19 protein-coding genes and 1 pseudogene are annotated in these 22,209 nt (G+C 69.7%); 2 read left to right on the top strand and 18 right to left on the bottom strand.

Features of this window, described 5'->3' with window-relative positions; genetic code table 11:
• From GH736_RS04590 to GH736_RS04560, 7 genes and pseudogenes are all read right to left on the bottom strand, one after another.
• Window positions 1–137, bottom strand: a pseudogene (locus GH736_RS04590) (ATP-binding cassette domain-containing protein); the annotation flags it as partial.
• Between the two features lie 76 nt (window positions 138–213).
• The gene (locus GH736_RS04585) at window positions 214–1,914 is read right to left on the bottom strand and encodes a glycoside hydrolase family 15 protein (RefSeq protein WP_159600696.1); all 1,701 of its coding nucleotides are present in this window, start codon (window positions 1,912–1,914) and stop codon (window positions 214–216) included.
• A gap of 2 nt (window positions 1,915–1,916) precedes the next feature.
• Window positions 1,917–3,224: a UDP-glucose dehydrogenase family protein gene (locus tag GH736_RS04580; RefSeq protein WP_159600694.1), complete on the bottom strand. Its 1,308-nt coding sequence runs from the start codon at window positions 3,222–3,224 to the stop codon at window positions 1,917–1,919.
• Between the two features lie 63 nt (window positions 3,225–3,287).
• The gene (locus GH736_RS04575) at window positions 3,288–5,033 is read right to left on the bottom strand and encodes a DUF4012 domain-containing protein (protein ID WP_159600692.1); all 1,746 of its coding nucleotides are present in this window, start codon (window positions 5,031–5,033) and stop codon (window positions 3,288–3,290) included.
• Between the two features lie 59 nt (window positions 5,034–5,092).
• Window positions 5,093–6,241: a non-hydrolyzing UDP-N-acetylglucosamine 2-epimerase gene (gene wecB / locus GH736_RS04570; RefSeq protein WP_159600690.1), complete on the bottom strand. Its 1,149-nt coding sequence runs from the start codon at window positions 6,239–6,241 to the stop codon at window positions 5,093–5,095.
• Complete coding sequence (locus GH736_RS04565) at window positions 6,238–7,278, bottom strand: polysaccharide biosynthesis C-terminal domain-containing protein (protein WP_235933836.1); 1,041 nt, start codon at window positions 7,276–7,278, stop codon at window positions 6,238–6,240. The genes wecB and GH736_RS04565 overlap by 4 nt, the downstream gene beginning before the upstream one ends.
• Window positions 7,279–7,325: 47 nt before the next feature.
• The gene (locus GH736_RS04560; protein WP_456236766.1) at window positions 7,326–8,372 is read right to left on the bottom strand and encodes a polysaccharide biosynthesis protein; all 1,047 of its coding nucleotides are present in this window, start codon (window positions 8,370–8,372) and stop codon (window positions 7,326–7,328) included.
• A 190-nt stretch (window positions 8,373–8,562) separates the two neighbouring features.
• Here GH736_RS04560 and GH736_RS04555 point away from each other — a divergent pair, with 190 nt between their 5' ends.
• Both GH736_RS04555 and GH736_RS04550 read left to right on the top strand, forming a co-directional pair.
• On the top strand, window positions 8,563–9,759 hold the full coding sequence (locus tag GH736_RS04555; protein ID WP_159600686.1) for a glycosyltransferase family 4 protein: 1,197 nt from the start codon (window positions 8,563–8,565) through the stop codon (window positions 9,757–9,759).
• Window positions 9,756–11,045, top strand: a complete 1,290-nt coding sequence (locus tag GH736_RS04550; RefSeq protein ID WP_159600684.1) for a lipopolysaccharide biosynthesis protein — start codon at window positions 9,756–9,758, stop codon at window positions 11,043–11,045. The genes GH736_RS04555 and GH736_RS04550 overlap by 4 nt, the downstream gene beginning before the upstream one ends.
• On the opposite strand, the gene GH736_RS04545 is transcribed toward GH736_RS04550, so the two are convergent.
• The 11 genes from GH736_RS04545 to GH736_RS25510 form a co-directional block, all read right to left on the bottom strand.
• On the bottom strand, window positions 10,987–12,375 hold the full coding sequence (locus GH736_RS04545) for a hypothetical protein (RefSeq protein WP_159600682.1): 1,389 nt from the start codon (window positions 12,373–12,375) through the stop codon (window positions 10,987–10,989). The two genes, GH736_RS04550 and GH736_RS04545, sit on opposite strands and share 59 nt — an antisense overlap.
• Window positions 12,372–13,604 carry a glycosyltransferase family 4 protein gene (locus GH736_RS04540; protein WP_235933835.1) on the bottom strand — a complete coding sequence of 411 codons (1,233 nt, stop codon included), beginning with the start codon at window positions 13,602–13,604 and terminating at the stop codon, window positions 12,372–12,374. The genes GH736_RS04545 and GH736_RS04540 overlap by 4 nt, the downstream gene beginning before the upstream one ends.
• Window positions 13,601–14,236, bottom strand: coding sequence for an acetyltransferase (locus GH736_RS04535; protein ID WP_159600678.1), 636 nt, complete (start codon window positions 14,234–14,236; stop codon window positions 13,601–13,603). The genes GH736_RS04540 and GH736_RS04535 overlap by 4 nt, the downstream gene beginning before the upstream one ends.
• Window positions 14,233–14,865: a sugar transferase gene (locus GH736_RS04530; RefSeq protein WP_159600676.1), complete on the bottom strand. Its 633-nt coding sequence runs from the start codon at window positions 14,863–14,865 to the stop codon at window positions 14,233–14,235. The genes GH736_RS04535 and GH736_RS04530 overlap by 4 nt, the downstream gene beginning before the upstream one ends.
• On the bottom strand, window positions 14,862–16,007 hold the full coding sequence (locus GH736_RS04525; protein ID WP_328596790.1) for a DegT/DnrJ/EryC1/StrS family aminotransferase: 1,146 nt from the start codon (window positions 16,005–16,007) through the stop codon (window positions 14,862–14,864). Before GH736_RS04525 ends, GH736_RS04530 begins: the two co-directional genes overlap by 4 nt.
• On the bottom strand, window positions 15,995–17,863 hold the full coding sequence (locus GH736_RS04520; RefSeq protein ID WP_159600674.1) for a polysaccharide biosynthesis protein: 1,869 nt from the start codon (window positions 17,861–17,863) through the stop codon (window positions 15,995–15,997). The genes GH736_RS04525 and GH736_RS04520 overlap by 13 nt, the downstream gene beginning before the upstream one ends.
• A 181-nt stretch (window positions 17,864–18,044) precedes the next feature.
• Entirely contained in the window at window positions 18,045–18,656 is a 612-nt protein-coding gene (locus GH736_RS04515; RefSeq protein WP_159600672.1) for an arsenate reductase/protein-tyrosine-phosphatase family protein, read from the bottom strand.
• Window positions 18,653–20,083, bottom strand: coding sequence for a polysaccharide biosynthesis tyrosine autokinase (locus GH736_RS04510; RefSeq protein ID WP_235933834.1), 1,431 nt, complete (start codon window positions 20,081–20,083; stop codon window positions 18,653–18,655). The genes GH736_RS04515 and GH736_RS04510 overlap by 4 nt, the downstream gene beginning before the upstream one ends.
• A gap of 141 nt (window positions 20,084–20,224) precedes the next feature.
• Complete coding sequence (locus tag GH736_RS04505) at window positions 20,225–21,301, bottom strand: heparan-alpha-glucosaminide N-acetyltransferase domain-containing protein (RefSeq protein WP_159600670.1); 1,077 nt, start codon at window positions 21,299–21,301, stop codon at window positions 20,225–20,227.
• Between the two features lie 7 nt (window positions 21,302–21,308).
• Window positions 21,309–21,923, bottom strand: a complete 615-nt coding sequence (locus GH736_RS04500; RefSeq protein WP_159600668.1) for a thymidine kinase — start codon at window positions 21,921–21,923, stop codon at window positions 21,309–21,311.
• Window positions 21,924–22,055 carry a hypothetical protein gene (locus GH736_RS25510; RefSeq protein WP_268891234.1) on the bottom strand — a complete coding sequence of 44 codons (132 nt, stop codon included), beginning with the start codon at window positions 22,053–22,055 and terminating at the stop codon, window positions 21,924–21,926. It lies immediately after the preceding gene.
• Window positions 22,056–22,209 lie beyond the last annotated feature (154 nt).

The following is a 22,209-nucleotide window of genomic DNA, read 5'->3' as shown; positions in this document are numbered from 1 at the left end:
CTGGCGAGGCCGCGGATGACGTCGAGCACCTCGCCGACGAGCTCGGGGTCGAGCGCCGACGTCGGCTCGTCGAAGAGCAGCACCTTCGGCGAGAGCGCGAGCGCCCTGGCGATGGCCACGCGCTGCTCGGCAACACCCCCACCATCGCGAAGGCGAGCTACGACCGCGGTGGCCGCGATCTCGGGGTCGACCCCGCGCTGGCGACGAGGCTGATCAGCACCAGCTTCCCGAACGCCCGACGTCACCGGCGCGCGCGAGCAGACGATCCATGAGCTCGGTCGCGTCGTCGAGCCGGCCGGAGTGGGCGTACTGCTCGACGAGCCAGAACGAGCAGGCGACGAATGCGCTCTCGTCACCGGGCACGCCGTCGATCTCCATCTCGGTGCGGTACCGGCAGACGAGGCCGTCGCGGATGAGCATCTCCTCGATGCGCGCGACCGTGCCCAGCATCCTGGGATCGTCGTAGTCGACGTACCCCACCTGGGCGAGCTGCAACAGGGCGGCATCGACCTCGGTGCTGCCCTCGAACTGCACGTAGCTGCCGATCGTCGCGTCGAATCCGCCGCGCTCGATGCGCTGGGCGAGGGCGGCACGGATGTCGCGCCAACGGTCGACCGGGCCGGTGCGGCCGTCGTGCTCCACCGCGCACACGGCCCGATCGAAGGCCGCCCAGAGCATGACCCGCGAGTGGGTGAAATGACGTTCGGGCCCGCGGATCTCCCAGATGCCGGAGTCGGCCCGGTCGAGGTTGCGCTCGGCCTCGGCGAGCAGCGCCAGCTGCAGCGACCACGAGAAGTCGTCGTCGTCGGCGCCCCAGTGCCTCGTGACGTCGAGTGCGATCATCACCTCGCCGAAGACGTCGGCCTGGTACTGCTCGGATGCCGCGTTGCCGACGCGCACTGGCACGCTGCCCTCGTACCCGGGCAGCGAGGGGACCTCCCATTCGGGCAGCCGTCGCTCCCCCGCGAGTCCGTACATGATCTGCACGTCGGCGGGGTCGCCCGCGATCGCACGGAGCAGCCATTGGCGCCAGGCCTCCGCCTCGTGCGTGAACCCGTGGTGGATGAGCGACTCGAGGGTCAGCGCCGCATCACGGAGCCACACGTAGCGGTAGTCCCAGTTGCGCGCGCCGCCGAAGTCCTCGGGCAGGCTCGTGGTCGCCGCCGCCACGATGCCGCCGGTGTCCTCGTGGGTGAGCAGGCGCAGCACGAGCAGCGAACGCCGCACCTCGAGGTCGTAGGCCCCCGGCTCGATGCAGGCACTCACCCAGTCGCGCCACCACGAGGCGGCCGCGGCGATGGCCGCGTCGACGTCGAGGGGCTCGGGCACGGGCAGGTGCGCCGCGAACCAGGTGAGCTGCACGTCTACCGTGTGCCCCGCGCGCACGTCGAAGGCGGCGCGATGGGCGTGGCCGGTCGCCGTCAGGCGGGGCCCTCGCACCACGAGCGCGTCGGGGCCCGCGACGGCGAGCAACTCGGGGGCGTCGACGGTGCCGACCTGCCGCACCCACGGCAGGGTGGCGGCGTAGTCGAACCGCACCCGCAGCTCCTGCACCATCGGCACCCGCCCGCTGATGCCGCGGACCCTGCGGATCACGTCGGTGCGCCGCCCATCGCCGTCGGCCGTGCCGTCTCGGAGCGGCATGAGGTCGGTCACCTCGACGACGCCCTGGGCGGTGCTCCAGCGGGTCACGAGCGTGAAGGTGTCGGTCTCGTAATGTCGCGACGCCACCGCCGCGGCATCCGCTGGTCGAAGCAGCCACGCGCCCTGCTCGACGTCGCCGAGGAGCGCCCCGAACACCGAGGCCGAATCGAAGCGGGGGGCGCAGAGCCAGTCGATCGACCCGTCGTCGCCGACGAGTGCGGCGGTGCGGCAGTCGCCGATGACGGCGTAGCCCTCGATCGGTCGGGGCATGGTCAGCGCCGGCCGAGTCCGTGCACCTGCCACCCGGCGGCGCGCCACTCGGCGGCGTCGAGCACGTTGCGCCCGTCGATGATGCGTCGTTCGGCGACGAGCCTGCCGGTCTCGACCGGGTCGAGGGCGCGGTACTCGCGCCATTCCGTGACGAGCACGACGAGGTCGGCGCCGCGCAGTGCCTCCCGGGTCGAGCTGGTGTACTCGAGCTGCGGATGCCGCGCACGGGCGTTCTCGACGCCCTGCGGATCGGTGGCGACCACCTCCGCTCCGAGCCCGCGCAACTGCACGGCCACGTCCAGCGCCGGCGAGTCGCGCACGTCGTCCGACTCGGGCTTGAACGAGACGCCGAGCACGGCGACGCGCTTGCGGTGCACGGATCCGCCGAGCGCATCCACCGCCAGGTCGACGACCCGCTGACGCTGCCGCAGGTTGATCGCGTCCACCTCGCGGAGGAAGGCGAGCGACTCGCCACGGCCGAGCTCCTCGGCCCGGGCGGTGAACGCGCGGATGTCCTTGGGCAGGCAGCCGCCGCCGAACCCGACACCGGCGTTGAGGAACCGCCGGCCGATGCGCGCATCGTGGCCGATGGCGTCGGCCAGCGCGGTCACGTCGGCCCCGGTCGCGTCGGCGATCTCCGACATCGCGTTGATGAAGCTGATCTTGGTGGCGAGGAACGCGTTGGCGGCCACCTTGACGAGCTCGGCGGTGGCGTAGTCGGTCACGATCCGCGGAGTGCCCGCCTCGATCGCGGCCCGGTAGACGTGATCGAGCACGGATGCCGCGTGCTCGTCGCCCTCGCCGACGCCGTAGACCAGCCGATCGGGCTGGAGGGTGTCCTTCACCGCGTAGCCTTCGCGGAGGAACTCGGGGTTCCAGGCGAGGCTCGCGTGCGGCGCCGCCTCGGCGATCCGTTCGGCGAGGCGCGCTGCGGTGCCCACGGGCACGGTGCTCTTGCCCACCACGAGGGCTCCGTCGGCGAGGTGCGGGAGCAGCGACTCGAACGCGGCGTCCACGTGCGACAGGTCGGCGGCGTGCGAGCCGGCCGCCTGGGGCGTGCCCACGGCGACGAAGTGCACCTCGGCGCCCGCGGCATCCGCGATGTCGGTGCTGAATCGCAGCCGGCCGGTGGCGGTGGCCGAACGCAGGATCTCGGGCAGGCCGGGCTCGAAGAACGGCGGGCGGGCGGCGGCGAGCTGCGCGATCCTGCGGTCATCGACGTCGATGCCGACGACCTCATGGCCGAGCTCGGCCATCGCCGAGGCGTGCACGGCGCCGAGGTAGCCGCAGCCGATCACCGAGATGCGCATGGAGGATCCCTTCCGTCGGGTCGTTCCATTCTCGTACCGCTCGGATGTGTTCGTGCTCCGTGGCTATCCCGCACCCACCGCGGCGCAGTCGAGCCGGCCAGTGGTGATCACATTCGGCGAGACCACCGGAGTGACGTCGGCGACGAGCGTGGCCTCGGCGACGTTGGGCGCGAGGTAGTCGAAGGTCACGGTGCGCGCCTGCTGGGGCGACACGCGGATCAACTGCTGGGCGACGACGAACTCCCCGTCGGTCCCGGAACGAGCGCCCTGATTCGGTCCATCGGTGGACTGCCCGACGAAGCCGAACCCGGACGGCGCGTATGAGAGCACCTCGACGCGCATGTCGCCGACCGGCGTCGTGCCGCCTCCGCCGCTGACGTAGTCGGGCAGGTCATCGAGGGCCCCCGGGTCGACCGTGTTGCCGAGCACGACGGTGACCCGCACGTGACGTCGCCCATCGGCTGGGCACGTCGCCTGCGAGACATCCACGTGCTGGGTCATGTACCGCTGCATCTTGCCCGGGGTGTAGTCGATGAAGTAGACGCCGAACCCATTCACCCCCGGCTGATCGCCCGGCGGCTCTCCTTGAAGCGGCGATCCTGTGATCAGCTGCTGCTCCCCCTCGCGCGCGCTCCAGACGCGGATGCGGTGCTCAGCCGACGCCCGCTCGACCACCGATAGCAGCGACCCGACGTCCACCGTGCCCGAGAGCAGCCGCGACATGGTGGCGGCGGCGAACGCCTGGTTGATGGCGTCGACCTCGAGGGGGTCGTACGTCGCGTAGAGGTCTCCGAGCAGCAACGACACCGCGTTCCCGCTCGAGATCTGCACTCCGTCGGGGAGGTCTATCGGGCCGGTCGCCTCGAGGAAGTAACTGAGGGCGACGGTGTCGAGCGCGACCACCGCGTCCACCTCCACGCCGTGGGTGCGTCGCCACATCTCCCTGGCGATCTCGGAGGTGAGCGAAAAGCGCGGCGTGCGCGTCAGGCTCTGCACGTACCGCCCGAGTCCGAACGGGTAGGTCGCCCGCACGTCGGGCGCGATCGGCACGACATCCTCGTCATACATCGGCATGGACATCGGCTCGGCCGACGCCTGGGCCACGAGACTCACGGCTCCGTCCTCGATGTGGAGTTGTGCGAGAGAACCCACGGTGCCGCCCCCGGGCATCACCTCCCCGTTGTTCTGGAACAGCACGAGCACGTCGCGGGGTCCTTCGGCACCCAGCATCCCGGGCAGCGCACCGAGCAGGGGACGCATCGGTTCGATGGCGGCGCCCGCCTGGTCGAGCGCGGCATCGAGCATGTCGACGCCGTCGTCCACCTCGTCGATGAGCGCGGCACGGTCGATCGAGGCGAGCTCTCCGGATGCCGCTTCCAGAGCGTCGGCGGCCTGCTCGACCGTCGCGGCCGCGGCCGTCACGGCGGAGAGGTCGATCCGCCCGTCCACCGGCTTCAGTGCATCGATGCTGACGGATGCCACGGGCACGACGGCCTCGTGCGCCAGCGAGTCGACCGTCGCCGCAATGACCCGCACCGCCTCGAGATTCGGTCCGACGGTGGGCACCCATTCGACCGCGCGCCACAGCCGTCCGTTCGTCTGCGTGCGTGCGTCGGCGGTCGCCTCCGCGAGCGCTGCGGCCGACCGCGTCGCCCCTGCAGTGTCGCCTGCGAGCATCTTCGCTTGCACATCGGCGACGAGGGGCGCCGCCGACTGCAGGTCATCCCGGGCAGCCAGCGCGCGAGGCACCAGCATCGCGGCGATCACGCCCACGCCGACGAGCGCGAGCACGACCACGCCGATCGGCACCCAGAAGGCCGCTCGCCGGACGAGCGGTCTGCGCTTGCGAACTTCGCCGACGGGCGTGGTCAGCTGGGCCTCCCTGGCTGGCGGATGCCCGAGCGCGCATGGTGCGACCCGGCGGTCGAACGGATGAAGGACACGACTCGCCGCGCCGTGTCGGCGACCTCGTAGTCGCGAGGAAGCGACGGCGGCCCGAAGTCCTCGAAGAGCCGCATCGTGGTGCGCGCGGCGTCGAGGATCTCGTCCCGTCCGACGCCGCTCGTGATGATCGCGCCGGCATCCAGCGCCTCCGGTCGCTCGATGCGGTCGCGGAGCGTGATCGCCGGGAATCCCAGGATGGACGACTCCTCCGCGATGGTGCCGCTGTCGGACAGCACGAGTCGTGCGGAGACCTGCAGGCGGTTGTAGTCGTTGAACCCGAACGGCGAGTGCAGCCGCAATCGATCGCCCCACGCCTCACGCGTGGCCTCGAGGCGCTTGCGCGTGCGTGGATGCGTGGAGACGAGCACCGGCAGGTCGTACACGTCACCGAGTGCTTCGAGCGCGTCGAAGGCCGACTCGAGCCGACGGGGGTCGTCGACGTTCTCCTCGCGATGGAGGCTGACCAGGAAGTATCCGCCTTCCGCGAGACCGAGTCGTTCGAGCGCATCGCTGGCGCGGATGGCGTCGTCGCTCGCGGCGAGGACTTCGCGCATCGGCGAGCCGGTGAGGAGGATTCGCGACGGGTGGATCCCCTCGGCCAGGAGGTTGCGGCGCGCGTGCTCGGTGTAGACGAGGTTGTAGTCCGACACGTGGTCCACCAGGCGACGATTCGTCTCCTCGGGTACGTTCTCGTCGAAGCAGCGGTTGCCGGCCTCCATGTGGAAGACGGGCACCTGCATCCGCTTGGCCATGACCGCCGAGATGCAGCTGTTCGTGTCGCCCAGGACGAGGAAGGCGTCGGGGCTCACGTCCCGGATCACGGGCTCGATCTTCGCGAGGATGGAGCCCAGCGCGGACCCGAGACTCGTGACATCCGCCTCGAGGAAGACATCGGGGCGTCGAAGGCCCAGATCCTCGAAGAACACCTCGTTGAGCTCGTAGTCGTAGTTCTGCCCGGTGTGCACCAGCGTCTGATCGGTGAACTCGTCGAGGAGCCGGATGGTGGCGGAGAGCCGGATGACCTCGGGTCGAGTCCCGACCACGGTCAGCACCTTCAGCCGCGACGTGTTCATACGTCCTCCGGGATCGTGTCGGGGTGAGCCGGATCGAACAGCTCGTTCGTCCAGAATGCCGTGAGCACGTCGTCGGTGCCGGTGTTCGTGATGCTGTGGGCCCACATGGTCGGCATGTCGACCGCGTGCGGCACGTCGCCGCTGACCTCGTACTCGAGGATCTCGTCGGTGAAGAGCCGCCGCATGGCGATCGTCGCCGTCCCGGAGACGACGACGAACCGCTCGATCTTCCGGCGGTGGTAGTGCTGACCTCGGGTGACCCAGCGATGGGTCGTCGAGACGGAGGTCTGGCTCGTCCCGCCGCGAGCCCGCACGAGCTCGGCGAACGATCCGCGCTCGTCGGCGTGGGTCGCCATGGTGAACGGCAGCTGCGTAGGGAAGGCGTAGGAGCGGTACGAGTTGAACAGGTCGCGGTCGAACGGCGACGCGACATCCGGGATCTCGCCGTTGCGGTACACGTCGGCGATTCCGGTGAGGTCCGCAAGCAGTTCGCTGACGGTGCGTTCCCGCGCGCGATCCGCCACGAGGTCGGCGGATGCCTCGCCAATCAGGGCGTCAGCTGCGTCCTGCGCGTGCAGCAGCACGAGCGGCCGGTCGACCTCGACCGTCGGCTCCCTGCCCTCCGAGATCAAGGTGGCGAACGTGGCGAACACCGAGTTGTAGAAGGGTCGCCCGTGCTCGCCGAAGAGGTTGGGCAGAACGACGTCCTCGAATCGGATGCCGCGGCGAGCGCAGGCCCGCTCGATGACCCCGGCGCTGCGCTTCTTCGCCGCTCCGTACGCGGAAGTGCCGAGGCTCTGGGTCGAGTTGGCGAAGACGACCACCGGCGGCGGCTCCTCGACCGCCAGCAGCACGTCGGCGAACTGCTGGGCGAGCAGGGCGTTGCCATCGGACACGTCGGCCTCGCTGCCCCGGTTCACGCCGGCCAGGTGAATCGCCCGCTGCGCCCCACCGACGGCGTTCGCGGCGCGTGCGAGGTCGAATCGCTCGCCCAGGGCCACCTCCCGGAATCGTCCGCCACGCGCGTGGACGGCCACCCGGGTATGCCAGCCCAGGAACCCGCCCGCGCCCGTAATGGCGAACATCAGCTCGGTTCACTCACGAGCCGGCCCGCGGCCTGCAGTTCCGCACGCACCTCGGGGATCGTGAGGAGCAGTTGCTCGATCTCCTCGACCCCCATTCGTGTCACGGTGTGGGAGTCGTAGTCTGCGAACTCCTGCTGGCGCACGTTGCCCTCGTCGAAGTAGAGGCTGTAGTTCAGGTCCCTCGCATCGGCCGCGATGCGGAAGTACTCGCCCATGTCGATCGCGCGCGAGAGCTCCTCGCGGCTGGCGAGCGCCTCCGAGACCTTCTCCGCGTGTCGAGTGCCGATGACCTCGATGTCGGGGCGCCGCCCGAAGAGGGTGCAGACCGCCTCGGCGAGGTCCCTGATCGTGCAGGCGGGTGCCTTGCGGATGAAGAGGTCGCCCTGATTCGCGTTCGTGAACGCGAACTCGACGAGGCCGACCGAATCATCGAGCGACATCATGAACCGCGTCATTTCGGGGTTCGTCACCGTCAGCGGCTTGCCCGCCTTCAGCTGGGCGATGAACAGCGGGATGACCGACCCTCGCGAGTACATGACGTTGCCGTAGCGCACGCACGAGACGGTCGTGTTCGCCGTCGGGTTGTTGAGGCCGTGCGAGTGGGCGACCTTCTCCATCATCGCCTTCGACATCCCCATGGCATTGACCGGGTACACCGCCTTGTCGGTGCTCAGGCAGACGAGCGACGACACCCCGTTGTACTCGGACGCGCGCACGACGTTCTCGCTGCCGTTCACGTTCGTGCGAACCGCCTCCATCGGGAAGAACTCGCAGGAGGGCACCTGTTTCAGGGCCGCGGCGTGGAAGACGTAGTCGACATCCTTCGTCGCCCGCTCGACGCTCTGGTAGTCGCGCACGTCGCCGACGTAGAACCTCAGCCGATCGTCTGCCAGTTCGTACCGCATGAGGTCCTGCTTCGCCTCGTCACGGCTGAGGATGCGCACCTCGGCGACACCGAGGCCCAGCATGCGTTCCGCCACGGTATGGCCGAACGAGCCGGTTCCCCCCGTCACCAGTACCCGTCGAGTTTCGTAGATTCCGTTCAAGCCCGTTTCCCCGCTTCACTGGCCAGTCGGACGCTCTCACGCCTCGGTCCGAACCTAGCATCGGGAGGAATGGCAACACAGGTGGTGTCCACGGCCATTCGACGCACAGATCACCGCGTCGGCCGGATGCTCCTCATCTAGGCTGTTGGCCGAAGCGGGTGCCGGGGATGGGGATCGGGGTGGCTGTCGCGTGAGGATTCTGATCGTCACCTCCACATTCGGTGGCGGGGTCGGGAATCCCTGGCTGCTCGACGATCTGGCGGCCGCGCTCACTGAGCGCGGCCATTCCGTCGATGTCCTCGTTCACGACTGGAAGCACCGACGCCCTCGGGGCGTCCGCCGGGACCCGAACAGCGGCGCACGCGTCGCGAACGTCGTTCGACCCGTCCGCCGCGGCCCCCTGCTCGCCCTGCGAAGCCAGCTCGCGGCGGCAGCGGGCCTGCACGGGTACGGCGCGCGGCTCACTGCGTCCGAGCACTACGACGTGGGGATCTCGACGTCGATCGCCTCCCTGACCTGGGGGCTTCCGGCGCGCCTCCGCCGCCGCGGAACGATCGATCGCCACCTCGTGTTCCTCTGGGACTTCTTCCCGCTCCATCAGGTTGAGATCGGCCGGCTCTCGCTCGGGCCTGCGACGAGGTTGTTCACGGCGATGGAGCGTCGCGCACTGGAGAGTGCCGACGTCATCGCCACGATGACTCCGGCGAACACCCGGTTCCTCCATCGCTATCACCCGGGGATCGTCGCAGAGACGATCGAGGTGCTCCCTTGGTCCGGTGGTCGACCGTCAGGGGATGCGGCTCCCACCGCGGGCCCCTTCACCGCCATGTTCGGAGGCCAACTCGCCCGAGGGCGCGGGATCGAGACGCTGCTCGAGGCGGCACGGATCCTGCAGGACGACGGCGACGACCTGCGGATCGAGATCGCCGGCACCGGCCCCCGGGAGCGTGAACTCCGAGCGTTCGCGACGACGCACCGCCTCGCGAACGTCACATTCACCGGGCAACTCCGCCGCGAGGAGTATCGAGCGCGGCTCGGGGCCGCCCACGTCGGTGTGGCGGCCACCGTGCAGGGCGTGAGCCCTCCTGCCTTTCCGAGCAAGATCTCGGAATACGCCGCGGCCGGCAAGCCGATCGTCGCGAGCATCGACGCCTCGTCGGATGCCGGCGAGATCATCGAGGCGGAGGGAGTCGGCCTGGCTGTGCCAGCCGGTGACCCTGCCGCGCTTGCGGCGGCGTTGCGGGTGATGCGCGCAGAGTTCGAACACGACGGGTTCGCCGCCCGCGGCGCACGAGTCCGAGCCTTCGCGATCGAGCGCGCCTCTGCGATCGCAGCCGCGATCGCGATCGAGTCCGTCGGGCCCGGTGGTCATCGGGCCGCGCCGTGACGCGCTCGCGAATGTCGCAGGTGTCGATCGTCATCGGCACCCGTGGCCTGGCGCTGCTCGCGACGTTCGCGATGACGATCACGATCGCGCGAGTCCTCGCTCCCGAGGCGTCGGGCGCGTTCTTCTTGATCTACACGACGGTCGCGCTGGCGGCGACGATCGGACGGTTCGGTACCGACAATCTCGTGCTCAAGCTCGGAAGCGACGCGCGAGGAGCCTCGGCCTCGGTCACGCGGCGCCTGCTCGCCATACTCGTGCTCGCAAGCGCCCTGGTCGCCGCGGCCCTCGGAGTCTTCGCGGTCGTGTTCCGGCCTGCCCTCGGCATCCTTCCGGAGCTCTCGTCGTTCACGCTGTTCGCGGTCTCCTTCAGCGTCGTCCCGTTGGCTCTCTCCGTCTTCGCCGGAGCGGCATTGCGAGGATCAGGACGTGTCCCGCTCGGGGTCGTCGCCGAACTCGGGTCGGTGCCGCTGCTGACGACCGTCGGCGTGATCATCCTCGACCAGTCGGGATCTGCCGGCCTCGATGCCGTTCTGCTGGTCATGTCGGCCGCAGCCGCCTTGACTGCGCTCTGGTCGATGCCTGCGGCGTTGTGGAACATCACGGCGCAGCACTCGGCTTCGTCCGCTGAAGGTCGCGCGGCCCCCATCATCAGCGCACGCTCACTCGCATCGATGATGGGCACCTCCCTCCTGTTCTACCTGCTCACCTGGGCGCCGATCTACGTCCTCGGCTTCGCCGCATCCGTCGAGGATGTCGCCGACTACACGGTGGCAGCCCGCCTCGCGGCCTTCGTCCAGCTGGGCGCGACGATCCAGACCTCGTACCTGGCACCGGAGTTCGCAGGGTTGGCGCGGCGCGGGCTCCTCCCGGAGTTGAACGCAGTCTGCCGCCGATCGACGAACCGGGTCTCGGTGCTCGCCGCGTTCATCGCGCTGCCCCTCGTCATTGCTCCGGCGCCGCTTCTGGAGCTGTTCTACGGCGGCGGGTATGCGGCTGCCGCCCCCGCACTCGCAGTGCTGGCCGCCGCCGCCGTCGCCGTCACGGCCTGCGGCCAGGTGAACCAACTGATGCTGTTGTGCGACCTCGAGCACGCCGCCCTGGCGCTCAACGTGGCCGCATTGGCGAGCTGGGCCGTGCTGGGGATCCCATGCGGTGCGCTCTGGGGCCTGATGGGCGTCGCCGTCTTCGCCGGGCTCGTGTCGGTCGCGTACGCCGTCTCGGCGGCGGTCACGCTCGTTCGGCAGCGGCGGATCCACGCCTACGCGCGGGCGTGGGAGGTCGCGTGACCCCGACCAGCGTTCGCGACTGCGTCCGGGTCGAGTCGAGCGCTCCACGGATCAGGTAGCACGTCACGAGTACGAGATACCCGACATACGACGGTCCGCTCACGGTGAGCTGGAGGTTCTGCGGCGTGAAGAGGAGCCCGAGCCAGGTGTAGGTGAACACCGCGACGGTGAGCCAGTCGGGAGCGAGGAGCGCCCGGCGCCATGTCGCCGCGAGGAGCGCTCCTTGGACCAGGAACACGAGCGGGATCAGGACCCACGGGACGTCGTTGGCGATTCCCGTCATCCCCGTGCTCCAGTACCAGGAGTCCGACCAGCCCAGCTCGTTGAGTTGACTGCTCACCGTGGTCGGGAGGGGCCACCCGAACAGCGCCGAGATCTGCGCCTGCAGGGCGGGCGCGTGGCTCAGGCCGCCGCCGAACTGCCACTGGGCATTCAACGCGCGTCCGAGACCTTCGAAGCCCTGGCTCGCGTATGACGACAGGACGGCGAGCCCGGACTCCACGTCGGAACCCCCGTTCGCGCTGCCGCCGAGGCACGTCTCGGCCCCGGGTGGGCAGATGATCGCCCCGGCGAATCGTGCGAACTTCCTCGAGACGAAGATGGTCATCGCGATGGCGGCGGCCAGCGCGAGCGCGATCACCCCGCCGACGCGGAGGGGCATGCGTCGCCGCACCCGAGACAGGACCCACGACGCCCCGACCAGCACCATCGACCAACCGAGCTGCTGATCTCTGCCCACCGCGATGCTGATCACGATCGGCGGGGCCAGCGCGAGGAGGAGCACCAATCCATGGCGGCGGCGTTCGAACCACGCAAGGGCGAGGTATGGAATCGCACTCAATGTGAAGGGCGCGAGCGCGGCCTGAAGGAGGAGCAGGCCCGACCGGGAGGCGCTCCCCTCGAGGATCCGCTGGCTCGCCTGGTCGAACGCCGCGGCCTGGTCGGAGAGCGCATCGCCGAGCTCGGCAAGCCCGAACCCCGAGTAGGTGGACACGGTCACCGGCACGAGCGCGAGTGCGCCCACGACACCGATGACCACGGGCAGCGGAAGTCGGTCGTCTCGGATGGCGGAGGTGACCGTCGGCGAGACTGCCTGGCCCCGAGCCCACCTGACCGCGGAGAACCCGAGCACCGCGGCCGCTCCGCATGCGACGACGAGCAGCGTGACCTGCAGGGCATTCGTGGTCGGGTACCGAATCGGCCATCCGACTAACCAGAGCAGGTAGGCGAACGCCCACCAGCTCAGTGCGAGCGTGATGGGGAGACGACGGGCGAACGACCCCAACGTCGACCCGGCTCGGTCCTTCCCCGTGCCGCTGCCGACCATCATCCCGACACCGGCTTCGGCCGACCCCGGCCCGCCGCCGCCTGGAGTTCTCGCTCGATCGCAGTGACCGACGCTTCCCGCGACATATGGCGCTCGGCGAAGGCGATGCACGACCGGGACATCTCCTCCCGACCCGCCGCGTCCACTTGCAGCGCCTCGCGGATGGCACGGGTGAGATCGCCTGGATTCTCCGGTTCTGCCGTGAACCCCATCCGGTGACGTCGGACGAGTCGGGTCACGTCGCCTCGGACGGTCGTGATCACCGGGATGCCACGGCTCAGCGATGCTTGGAGCTTTGACGGGATCGTTCCATCGAACACGTCGAGGTTGCGCAGCGGGATGAGCTGGAAATCGCACTCGTCGAGAGCTTGCTCGAGCTCCTCGGAGTTGAGGTATCCCGAGAAGGTGACGTTCGCGAGTCCGAGTTCGGCAGCCAGGACCCGGAGGCGCTCGCCCATCAGGCCGGCGCCCAGGAGCCGCAGTGAAAATCGCGGGACATCCTCAAGCAGGCGACAGGCATGGAGGACGGTCTCGAGATCCTGCATCGCGCCGAGGTTGCCGGCGTACACCAGGTGCAGGTGTCCGTCTCGGGCCGGCCTCGCACGTCGCGAAGTATCCGGCACCGCGGTTCCCCAGTTGTAGACCAGGGCCGTCCTCTCCGAGGGCACGCCCTGCGACTCAATTCGTCGCAACATGGTCGGCGCGATGGCGATCGTCGTCTGCGCGCTCGCGTAGACCGCGCGGGCGAACGCGCTCAGGAGTGTGTGGGCCATTCCCGTCGCCCGCGAGTGCACGAGTGACGACCCGGTGACCGACTCGGGCCAGAGGTCCTGGACGTGAAGGACGAACGGTGTGCCGAACAGGCGCCTCCAAGCGAGTGCGGGAACGGCGGCAGTCAGCGGCGTGCCGTACACGTAGACGACATCCGCCCGCCGGACCAAGCCAGTGGCACTCAGCGCGGCGATCGCGAAACTGAGGTAGTTCACCGATCTGCGGATGGGGTTCGCTGAATGATCGGGGAACAGGGGAACGCGCCGTATGACCACACCCCTGCGCCGCTCGACGGACCGGGAGCGAACACGATAGCCGCCATACACGTTCCCTGTTGGGTAGTTGGGCACTCCGGTAATCACACGGACGTCGTGTCCACGTTCGGCGAGTGCCGTCGCAAGCTCCTCGGGGAGTGGCACCGGCTCGGGAGGATAGAACTGCGACAAGATGACGATCCTCATCGAGCCGGTACGCCCTTCACCGTGGAGCCGGCGGTGACGGAGCGGGTGACGCACGACGCGGCGCCGACAGTGGCATTCCGCCCGACCTTCAGGCCCTGAAGTATGACCGCCCCGGCGCCGATCAAGGTTCCCTCCTCGAGCTCCGCCTCGCCCGAGATGATCGCCCCCGGGTTGATCGAAACGAAGTCGTGGAGCACAGCATCGTGACCGATCGTCGCGCTGGGATTCACGTGGACGTGTCGACCGAACCGGACATTGGTCGAGACCTGCGCCCCAGCGCACACGATGGTCCCGCCGGCGAACGAAGCCTGAGAACCGATGCTCGCGGCGGGGTGGATCAGGGTGGCCGGCTGGACCTCGAGTCGGGCGAGGCGATCGGAGATCGCCCGACGCGCGCCGGGGGAACCGACGGCGATGACGTACGGCGTCGGCGCAGCGGCTCGAAGCCATTCCTCGATCGTTCCCAGGTATGGACTGCGGCGGGCGTCCAAGCGATCTCGCGCGATCGGAGCCAGGTCGTCATCGACGACTCCGATGACCGAGAAGGTCGGCACCACGGCATTGATCGCGTCGATCACGTCGAGCGTCTCCCGGCCGAACCCACCACCGCCGATCACCACCAGCTCGTTCACGGACGGTTCCGGTCGTTCTCGCCGCCTGGAAAGGCGTACATGGTGGCGTGGCCGGGCGCGGCGACGCCCTCGCGACGCAGCACGACGGCGAACGTCTGCGCAAGGATGCGTGCATCCAGTGCCAGGCTGCGGTGATCGACGTAGACGACGTCCCAGTACAGGCGCTCCTCCCACGTGATCGCATTCCTGCCCCTGACCTGCGCCAGGCCGGTGATGCCCGGACGGACCTCATGTCGTCGGGCCTGTTCGGGCGAGTACCTGCTCAGGTACTCGGGGAGCAGCGGGCGGGGCCCGACCAGACTCATGTCGCCCTTCAGCACGTTCCACAGCGTGGGGAGTTCATCGAGACTGCTCGCGCGGAGTCGACGACCGAACTCCGTGAGTCGGTCTTCGTCCGCGACGTGGTTCGGGCTTGTCGGCAGCATCGAGCGGAACTTGAGGAGGTGGAACGGCTGTCCCTGCCTGCCGGGCCGTCGCTGGACGAACAACACTGGACGGCCGATGTGCACAGCGATCGCGATCGCGACCGCGACCATCACGGGTGCGCTCACGATGAGCCCGAGCACCGCGCCCACGACATCAAGCCCACGTTTCACGACGTCGTAAGGGCGGGCGCCGGGTCTGGTCATACCCGAACCCCCGCGAACGCGCGGATTTCCGCCTCGATCCGGTCGAGCTGCTCGGGCACCAGGGCCGAGCCGCTCGGGAGTGCCAGGCCGCGAGCGAAGAGCGACTCGGACGCTCCGGTGGTGATGCTCCGCGCGTGCGCATACAGGGGCTGCAGGTGCATCGGTTTCCACAGTGGCCGCGACTCGATGTCGGCCTCGGCGAGCCGCCGGGAGAGTTCGACAGGCGTCCAGCCCGAGGCATCCGGGTCGACGATGATCGCCGTCAGCCAGGCGTTGTCGCCGGCATCATCGGCGTCGCCGAAGATCCGCACGCCGGGGGCATCCGCGAACACCGCTCGATATCGCGCGCGCACTGCGCGGCGGCGCGCGACCATCTCGTCGAGTCGCGAGAGCTGCGCACGACCGAGCGCCGCGAGCAGGTTGCTCATGCGGTAGTTGAAGCCGATCTCGGTGTGCTCGTAGTGCAGCGCGGGTTCTCTCGCCTGCGTCGAGAGATGGCGTGCCCGAGTCGTGAGCTCGATCTCGTCGCTCAGCAGCATCCCTCCGCCCGACGTGGTCATGATCTTGTTGCCGTTGAAGGAGAACACCGAGGCCCGACCGAACGAGCCGGCCGGGCGACCGCCCCGAGTGGCGCCGAGCGACTCCGCGGCATCCGACAGCACCGGAACGCCGTGCTCGGCCGCGATCGCCTCGACGGCCGGGTAGTCGGCGCACTTGCCGAACAGGTCGACCGGGATGACCGCCGCCGCACGACGTCCCTCACGACGGAGGCTGCGCAGCGCGTCGTCGAGCAGGGCCGGGTCCAGGTTGCCCGTGGCCGGGTCCACGTCGACGAAGAACGGCACGGCACCCGCGTAGACGATGGCGTTGGCAGTCGCGACGAACGTCATCGTCGACGTGATGACGACGTCGCCGGGTCGTGTCCCCAGCACGAGGAGGCCGAGGTGCAGTGCGGCGGTTCCCGACGAGAGGGCGACCGCGCCGGCCACGCCCACGCGTTCCGCGCATTCGGCCTCGAACGCGTCGACGTCGGGGCCGAGAGGAGCGACCCAGCCCGATCGCAGCGCCGCGAGCACGTACCGCTCCTCGAGCTCCCCGACGTCGGGCGACGAGAGGTGGATGCGCCCCGTCACGATCGCCACTTCCCCACCGGCACGACCTTCGGCCGCCGGATCGCGATCATCGCCGTGTCGTTGTCGCGCACCTTCCGCAACATCTGGAGGTCCCACTCCGTCTTGTCGAGCGCCGATGGCGGCACCGCGACGACCCGGGCATGCGAGATCTTCGGATGCCGCGGGCGCGACGTCTGCTCAGACGCACCGACAAGCTCCTCGTGCAGCTTCTCGCCCTCGCGCAGGCCCGTGAACACGATGTCCACATCGCGGCCCGACATCTCGATCATCCGCTCGGCGACGTCGAGGATGCGAACGGGCTCGCCCATGTCGAGGATCAGGACCTCACCCGGCGACCCGATGCCACCGGCCTGGACCACGAGCTGGCAGGCCTCGGGGATCGTCATGAAGTAGCGCGTGGCATCCGGGTGCGTCACGGTCACCGGGCCGCCCGACCGGATCAGTGCCGCGAAGGTGGGAAGCATGGATCCGCGGCTGCCGATGACGTTGCCGAACCGCACCGAGAGGAAGGTGGCATCCGTCTCGATCGCCATCCAGGCCGTGAGCTTCTCGGCCACCCGCTTCGAATGGCCGAGCACGCTCGTGGGGTTCGCCGCCTTGTCGGTCGAGATGTTCACGAAGGTCTGCACGCCGCAGTCGCGCGCCGCCTCGAGCACGTTGAGGGTGCCGATCACGTTCGTCTTCCACGCCTCGTCGGGATACTGCTCAAGCATCGGGAGGTGCTTCAGCGCCGCAGCGTGGAACACCACTTCGGGGCGACGCTCGAGGAACACGTGGCGCAGGGCATCGGCATCGCGGATGTCGGCGAGCACGACGTCGGGCGTGTCGAGCAGGCCGTGGCCGGCGGTCGCGAGCTGCGCGGCCTGGAGGCCCGTCTCGTCGCGGTCGAGCATGATGAGCTCGGCCGGCCCGAACGCCACGATCTGGCGGCACAGCTCCGCGCCGATGGAGCCGCCGGCCCCCGTCACCAGCACACGACGGCCCGCCAGGTACCCGGCGATGGTCGCCACCTCGGTGTCGACCGCGTGCCGACCGATGAGGTCCTCGATCGAGACGTCCCGCATGTCGGTGAGGCCGGTCCTCCCGGCCAGGATCTCGTCGAGCCGCGGCAGCACCTTCACCTGGAGGCCGAGCGCCGTGCCGGCGTCGTTGGCTCGCCGGAGCAGCGCCGAATCCGCACGGGCGATCGCGACGACGAGCACCTTCGCCCCCGTCTGCTTCGACACGGCATCGAGGTCGGCGAGGGTCCCCCGGACCGGGACGGAGCCGTGACGCACGTTGCGGTACGCCGGGTCGTCGTCGAGGAGGCCGACGGGAACGAAGCCCGAGTCGGGGTCCGTCATCATGCGGCGCACGAGTTCGGCGCCGAGGTACCCGGCACCGTAGATGAGGGTGCGCTCGGCGTTGGCGCCCGGGCGGTACTTGTGTTCGACGTAGAGCCGCTTGAGGTACCGTGCGCCGAACATGATGAGGAGCGCGATCGGCAGCGCGATGACCACCGTGCTGCGCGGCACGCCGACCGTCGTGCCGAACAGTCCGATCGGCACGGCGAGCACCACGGCCACGACGAGCACGGCCATGCCGAGGGCGCGAACCTCTTCGAACGTGCCGTAGGTGTACCGCCCCTGGTAGAGGTTGAAGCTCCACCCGACCACGAGTTGCAGCGCGGCGGCGACGGCGGCGAGCACCAGCATCGGCGCCACCGCGATCGCCGACAGGTTGTACTCGTATCTCAGCGCCTCCCCGACGACCACCGCCAGGGCCCACGCGAACGCATCGATGGCGTACTGGGCTCCGAAGCGCACCGGGAGATTCCGCCCGCCGTGGTCGACGGCGGTCGCCCCCCGCCCGTCCGTCACTGCCATGAGCCACCCCCGTCGCTCGTGCGTGCGTGCACATCCCCCGCCCACAACCAAACCACGCCATCACCCCCTGACGCCAGTCCCACGTCGCCCGACGCCACGTTCGCCGCCAGGCAGGGCGGTCGCGCCCAGGCCCCGCCACGCTCGTCGGCCGCGCCCCGCCGCGCTGACATGGAGACGATCCCTACAACCGCCCGGCTGCGCGCCGAAGCAGGGCTGCGACGGCGTTCACGGCCGGCACGAGCTGCGCCGCCGACTCCTCATAGGCGGCAGCACCGCGTCGGAAGGGGTCGATCACGTCGGCGTCGTCGGGAACGGCGAGCGGTTCGGCGATGCCCCGCTGCGCCGCCACGGCCGCGACCGCCGCAGCCAGCACGACGTCGACCGCGTCTCGATCGCGGAGGCCGTCGGTCGCAGCCAGCGCATGGTCGAGGTCGGCATCGGTGACGGATGCCGCGAGCGCGGCGAACTCCCGCAGCGTGAACGTCGACCTGGTCGCTCCCGGCACGAGTTCCACGATCGCACGCCGGTGTTCGCGGGCGAGCGCGAGCACCAGGTCCGCGTCACGGACCGACGCGGCGTCGAGCCGCCTGGCGACGTGGGCGGCGGCATCCGTCACCCCGAGCCGCTCGGCGATCGCCCGCGCGTCGCTGTCCATCGGCTCGCCGACCCACGCGATGGTGCCGGCACTCCCCACCGAGACGTCCATCCCGTCGAGACCGATCCGGAGCAACTGCTCGGCCATCGGCGAGCGGCAGATGTTGCCCGAGCAGACGACGAGGATGCGAAAGGTCATCCGCGCGCACGCCCCGATCGGTCGAGCGCCTCGCCCACCTCGAACTCGTCGGCGTCGTGCGTGACACCGTAGGTGTACGCGCCGTAGCTGTAGCTGTCAGGTCCCTTCGTCGGCAGCATCGTCACGATGATGCCGAGCAGGCGGCTGCCGATGGACTCCAGCGCGCGGACCGCGCCGGCGAGCTCCTGCTTCTTCGTCGAACCCGAAGCGGCCACCAGGATCGCGCCGCCCGCGAGCTTCGAGACGACCGCGGCATCCGTCACGAGCAGCAGCGGAGGCGAGTCGATCAGCACGTAGTCGAACTGCGACGTGAGCGTCTCGAGCAGGCGGGCCATCGCGGCCGATCCGAGCAGCTCGCTGGGGTTCGGGGGGATCCGACCGGCCGGCAGCGCGTACAGGTGACCGCGTCCCCACTTCTGCAGCACGTCCACGAGCTCGGCGCGGCCGATGAGCACGTCGGTGAGGCCGACCCCGCCTTCGATTCCGAGGTAGTCGGCGAGCTTCGGCATCCGCAGGTCGCCGTCGACGAGGGCGACCTTCGCGCCCGTCTCGGCCAGCGAGATCGCGAGATTCGCGGTGGTCGTCGACTTGCCCTCCCCCGGGCCCGCGCTCGAGATCACGAAGCTCCGTGGGCCGCCCTCGATGTTCACGAACTGCAGGTTGGTTCGCAGGCTGCGGAACGATTCCGCGCGTGGATTGCGGGGATCGGAGTGCACGATCAGCGGCCGCTTCCGCGCACCCGGGTCGAGCGCGATGCCGCCGAGCAGCGGGGTGTCGGTGATCTGCGCGATGTCGTGCAGCGAGTGGATGCGCGTGTCCAGCACGGTGCGCAGCACCGCGATGCCGACGCCGACGGCGAGTCCGATCAGCGCGCCGAGCACGAGGTTCAGGAGCACGTTCGGGCTCGACGCGGCCGCGGGGACCGTCGCCGGCTGGATGGTCTCGATCTTCACCAGGCTCGGCGAATCGCCCTCGGGCTTCTCGAGGTCGTTGACCACCACATCGGCGAGGTTGGCCCCCGTGGCGTTGGCGATCTCCGCCGCGAGTTCGGGATCGCTGTCGGTCACGGTGATGTCGATCAGCACCGTGTTCAGGGGTGAGCTCGCGGCGACCTGCGCCGCGAGCTCGGCGCTCGTGCGGTCGAGCTGGAGTTCCTCGATGACGCGATCCAGCACGATCGCGCTGTCCACGACGTCGACATAGCTGGTCACCGCCTGCCGTGCGAACGTCGTGCCCTGCACGAGATCGCCGGTCACCGCGGCGTCGCCCGAACGCACGGAGACGTAGAGCTCGGTGCTCGCCTGGTACTTCGGCGTGACGATCAGCGAATACGCCGCGGCGAGGCCGACTCCGGCGAGGAGGCAGACGACGATCAGGATCCAGTTCTTGTGCAGCACGCGTACGTAGTCGTGAAACTCCACGAGCACTTCCCCTCATCGGCGACGATGACCCCCGACTGCTCTGCCGCCATTCCGGCGCAGGCCAAGTCTGTGGTCAGTCTTCCACAACCGGGAAATCCCCCACGCATTTGCGCCACAGGGGTGCCGCACTGCGCCGTGAACGCCCGCTCAGATCGCGGACGCGCCCGCGGCATCCGCCCGGTCACGACCGCTCGCCCGGCGCAGCAGGCGTTCGAGTGGCCCGCGCCCGAGGTGCCGGCGCCAGAGCCACGCGAAGACCATCGACCCGACGATCAGCCCCACGAGCAGCGGCCACGAGTCGTCGGTCGGCACGCCGTCCTCCATGCGGATGGCGAGCGAGATGACGACGAGGTGGATCGTGTAGATGCTGAGCGGCATCGAGCCCATCGCGGTCACCGGCGAGAGCACCGCGCCCGACACCCGGCGCACCGCGGGCCGGGCGAGCGCGGTGAGGGTGAGCAGCGCCGCCACGACGAGCGCGCCCACGCCGACGTTGCCGAGGGTCTCGAGGGAGGCGCGCAGCGGCACCGACCAGCCCGCCTCGCCGACCACCTCGGGCGCGGGCAGCCGCGAGGCGACCGGCAGGAACACAGATGCCGCGGCCGCGCCGACGAGCGCCGTCATCCCGATGACGCGGGGCGAGGTCAGGTCCATTCGCGCGAGCGCCAGGCCGATCAGCATCACCGGCACCCAGACGATGACGGGATAGGCGCCGCCCACGATCCAGTCCGACAGGAACCGGAACGGCGTCTGCCGCACCGCTTCGGCGAGCGCGGTTCGGGTGCCCAGCTCGGCGAGCGCCGGCGTGATGGCGAGCAGCCCGATGCCGAGGGCGAGCGCCCCTCGCGGCGGCAGGAACAGCAGCGGCAGCATCAGCAGGAAGGCCACGCCGTAGACGTCGAGGATGATGTAGACGAGCGGATGCAGCGTCGCCCAGATCAGCATCCCGAGGGCGATGAGGATCACGGCCCGCACCGCGATCTGCCGGCGCAGCTCCCCGCGGTCCTCCACGATCGGACGCGTGCCGCCCGAGATGAAGCCGAGCCCGATGCCCGCCGTGAGGGCGAAGAGCAGTCGGGGGCGTTCGTCGGCGATCGCGATGAGCGCGGCCGCGTCGACGGATGCCACGGCGGGGGCCACGTGCGCCACGAACATGCCGATCAGCGCGAATCCCCTGGCGGCGTCGACCCCGTCGACTCGGTTGAGGCGTCGGCGGTCGCTCATCGGATGGTCAGTGGCGGCCGTTGAGCACGCCGCCGCTCTCCTCCAGGTAGCAGACGCCGCAGAGCGACTCGTAGGTCACGTCCTCGCCGTCGATCGCGACCTGGTCGCCGTCGAACACGAAGACGCCGTCGATGCGGCGGGCGTTGAAGATCGCCTTGCGGCCGCACCGGCAGATCGTCTTCAGCTCCTCGAGGCTGTGCGCGACCTCGAGCAGGCGCCGGCTCCCGGGGAACGCCACCGTCTGGAAGTCGGTGCGGATGCCGTAGGCGAGCACCGGGATGGCATCCATCAGCGCGATGCGCAGCAGGTCGTCGACCTGCTCGGCCGAGAGGAACTGCGCCTCGTCGACGAGCAGGCAGCTCACGTCGCGTCCATGGGCCTCGATCACGCGGCTGCGGTGCTGCTGGAACCGGTCGAGCACGTCGTCCTCGGGCCCGATGGTGAAGTCCACCTCGCGCACCACTCCCAGCCGCGACACGATGCTGCGATCGCCCTTCGTGTCGACCGACGGCTTGGCCAGCAGCACTCGGTGCCCGCGCTCCTCGTAGTTGAACGCCGCCTGGAGCAACGCCGTCGACTTGCCGGAGTTCATCGCCCCATAGCGGAAGTACAGTTTCGCCATCTACTCGAGCAGCCCGTCCTCCGCCGCGCGGCGGATCAACTCGGATTTGCGGCTCGCCGGACGCCCGACGCGCGCATACTTCTCGCGCACGCGGCGCAGGTACGTCTTCGCCGTCTCGTAGCCCACGTCCATCCGGGCGGCGACCTCCGCGGTGCTGTAGCCCTGCGGCCTCGACGACTTCAGTCTGCTTGGCGTGAATGCCCACTGCCACGGCAGCCACCACGATCATCGCGCCGACCAGGGTGGTGGCGAGGAACCTGCGCACGGTGCTCATGCGGCGGCCGCC

The organism is Agromyces humi, assembly GCF_009720255.1.
GTDB lineage: Bacteria > Actinomycetota > Actinomycetes > Actinomycetales > Microbacteriaceae > Agromyces > Agromyces humi.
Note: the sequence above shows the minus strand (reverse complement) of the source record. Positions and strands in the feature narration are given on the sequence as shown.

Bases quoted from the DNA above. Each gene is read 5' to 3' on its own strand.
- GH736_RS04585 (WP_159600696.1), bottom strand. From the start codon at position 1,914: ATGCCCCGACCGATCGAGGGCTACGCCGTCATCGGCGACTGCCGCACC.
- GH736_RS04580 (WP_159600694.1), bottom strand. From the start codon at position 3,224: ATGCGCATCTCGGTGATCGGCTGCGGCTACCTCGGCGCCGTGCACGCC.
- wecB (WP_159600690.1), bottom strand. From the start codon at position 6,241: ATGAACACGTCGCGGCTGAAGGTGCTGACCGTGGTCGGGACTCGACCC.
- GH736_RS04545 (WP_159600682.1), bottom strand. From the start codon at position 12,375: ATGATGGTCGGCAGCGGCACGGGGAAGGACCGAGCCGGGTCGACGTTG.
- GH736_RS04540 (WP_235933835.1), bottom strand. From the start codon at position 13,604: ATGAGGATCGTCATCTTGTCGCAGTTCTATCCTCCCGAGCCGGTGCCA.
- GH736_RS04530 (WP_159600676.1), bottom strand. From the start codon at position 14,865: ATGACCAGACCCGGCGCCCGCCCTTACGACGTCGTGAAACGTGGGCTT.
- GH736_RS04520 (WP_159600674.1), bottom strand. From the start codon at position 17,863: ATGGCAGTGACGGACGGGCGGGGGGCGACCGCCGTCGACCACGGCGGG.
- GH736_RS04515 (WP_159600672.1), bottom strand. From the start codon at position 18,656: ATGACCTTTCGCATCCTCGTCGTCTGCTCGGGCAACATCTGCCGCTCG.
- GH736_RS04505 (WP_159600670.1), bottom strand. From the start codon at position 21,301: ATGAGCGACCGCCGACGCCTCAACCGAGTCGACGGGGTCGACGCCGCC.
- GH736_RS04500 (WP_159600668.1), bottom strand. From the start codon at position 21,923: ATGGCGAAACTGTACTTCCGCTATGGGGCGATGAACTCCGGCAAGTCG.
- GH736_RS25510 (WP_268891234.1), bottom strand. From the start codon at position 22,055: ATGGACGTGGGCTACGAGACGGCGAAGACGTACCTGCGCCGCGTGCGC.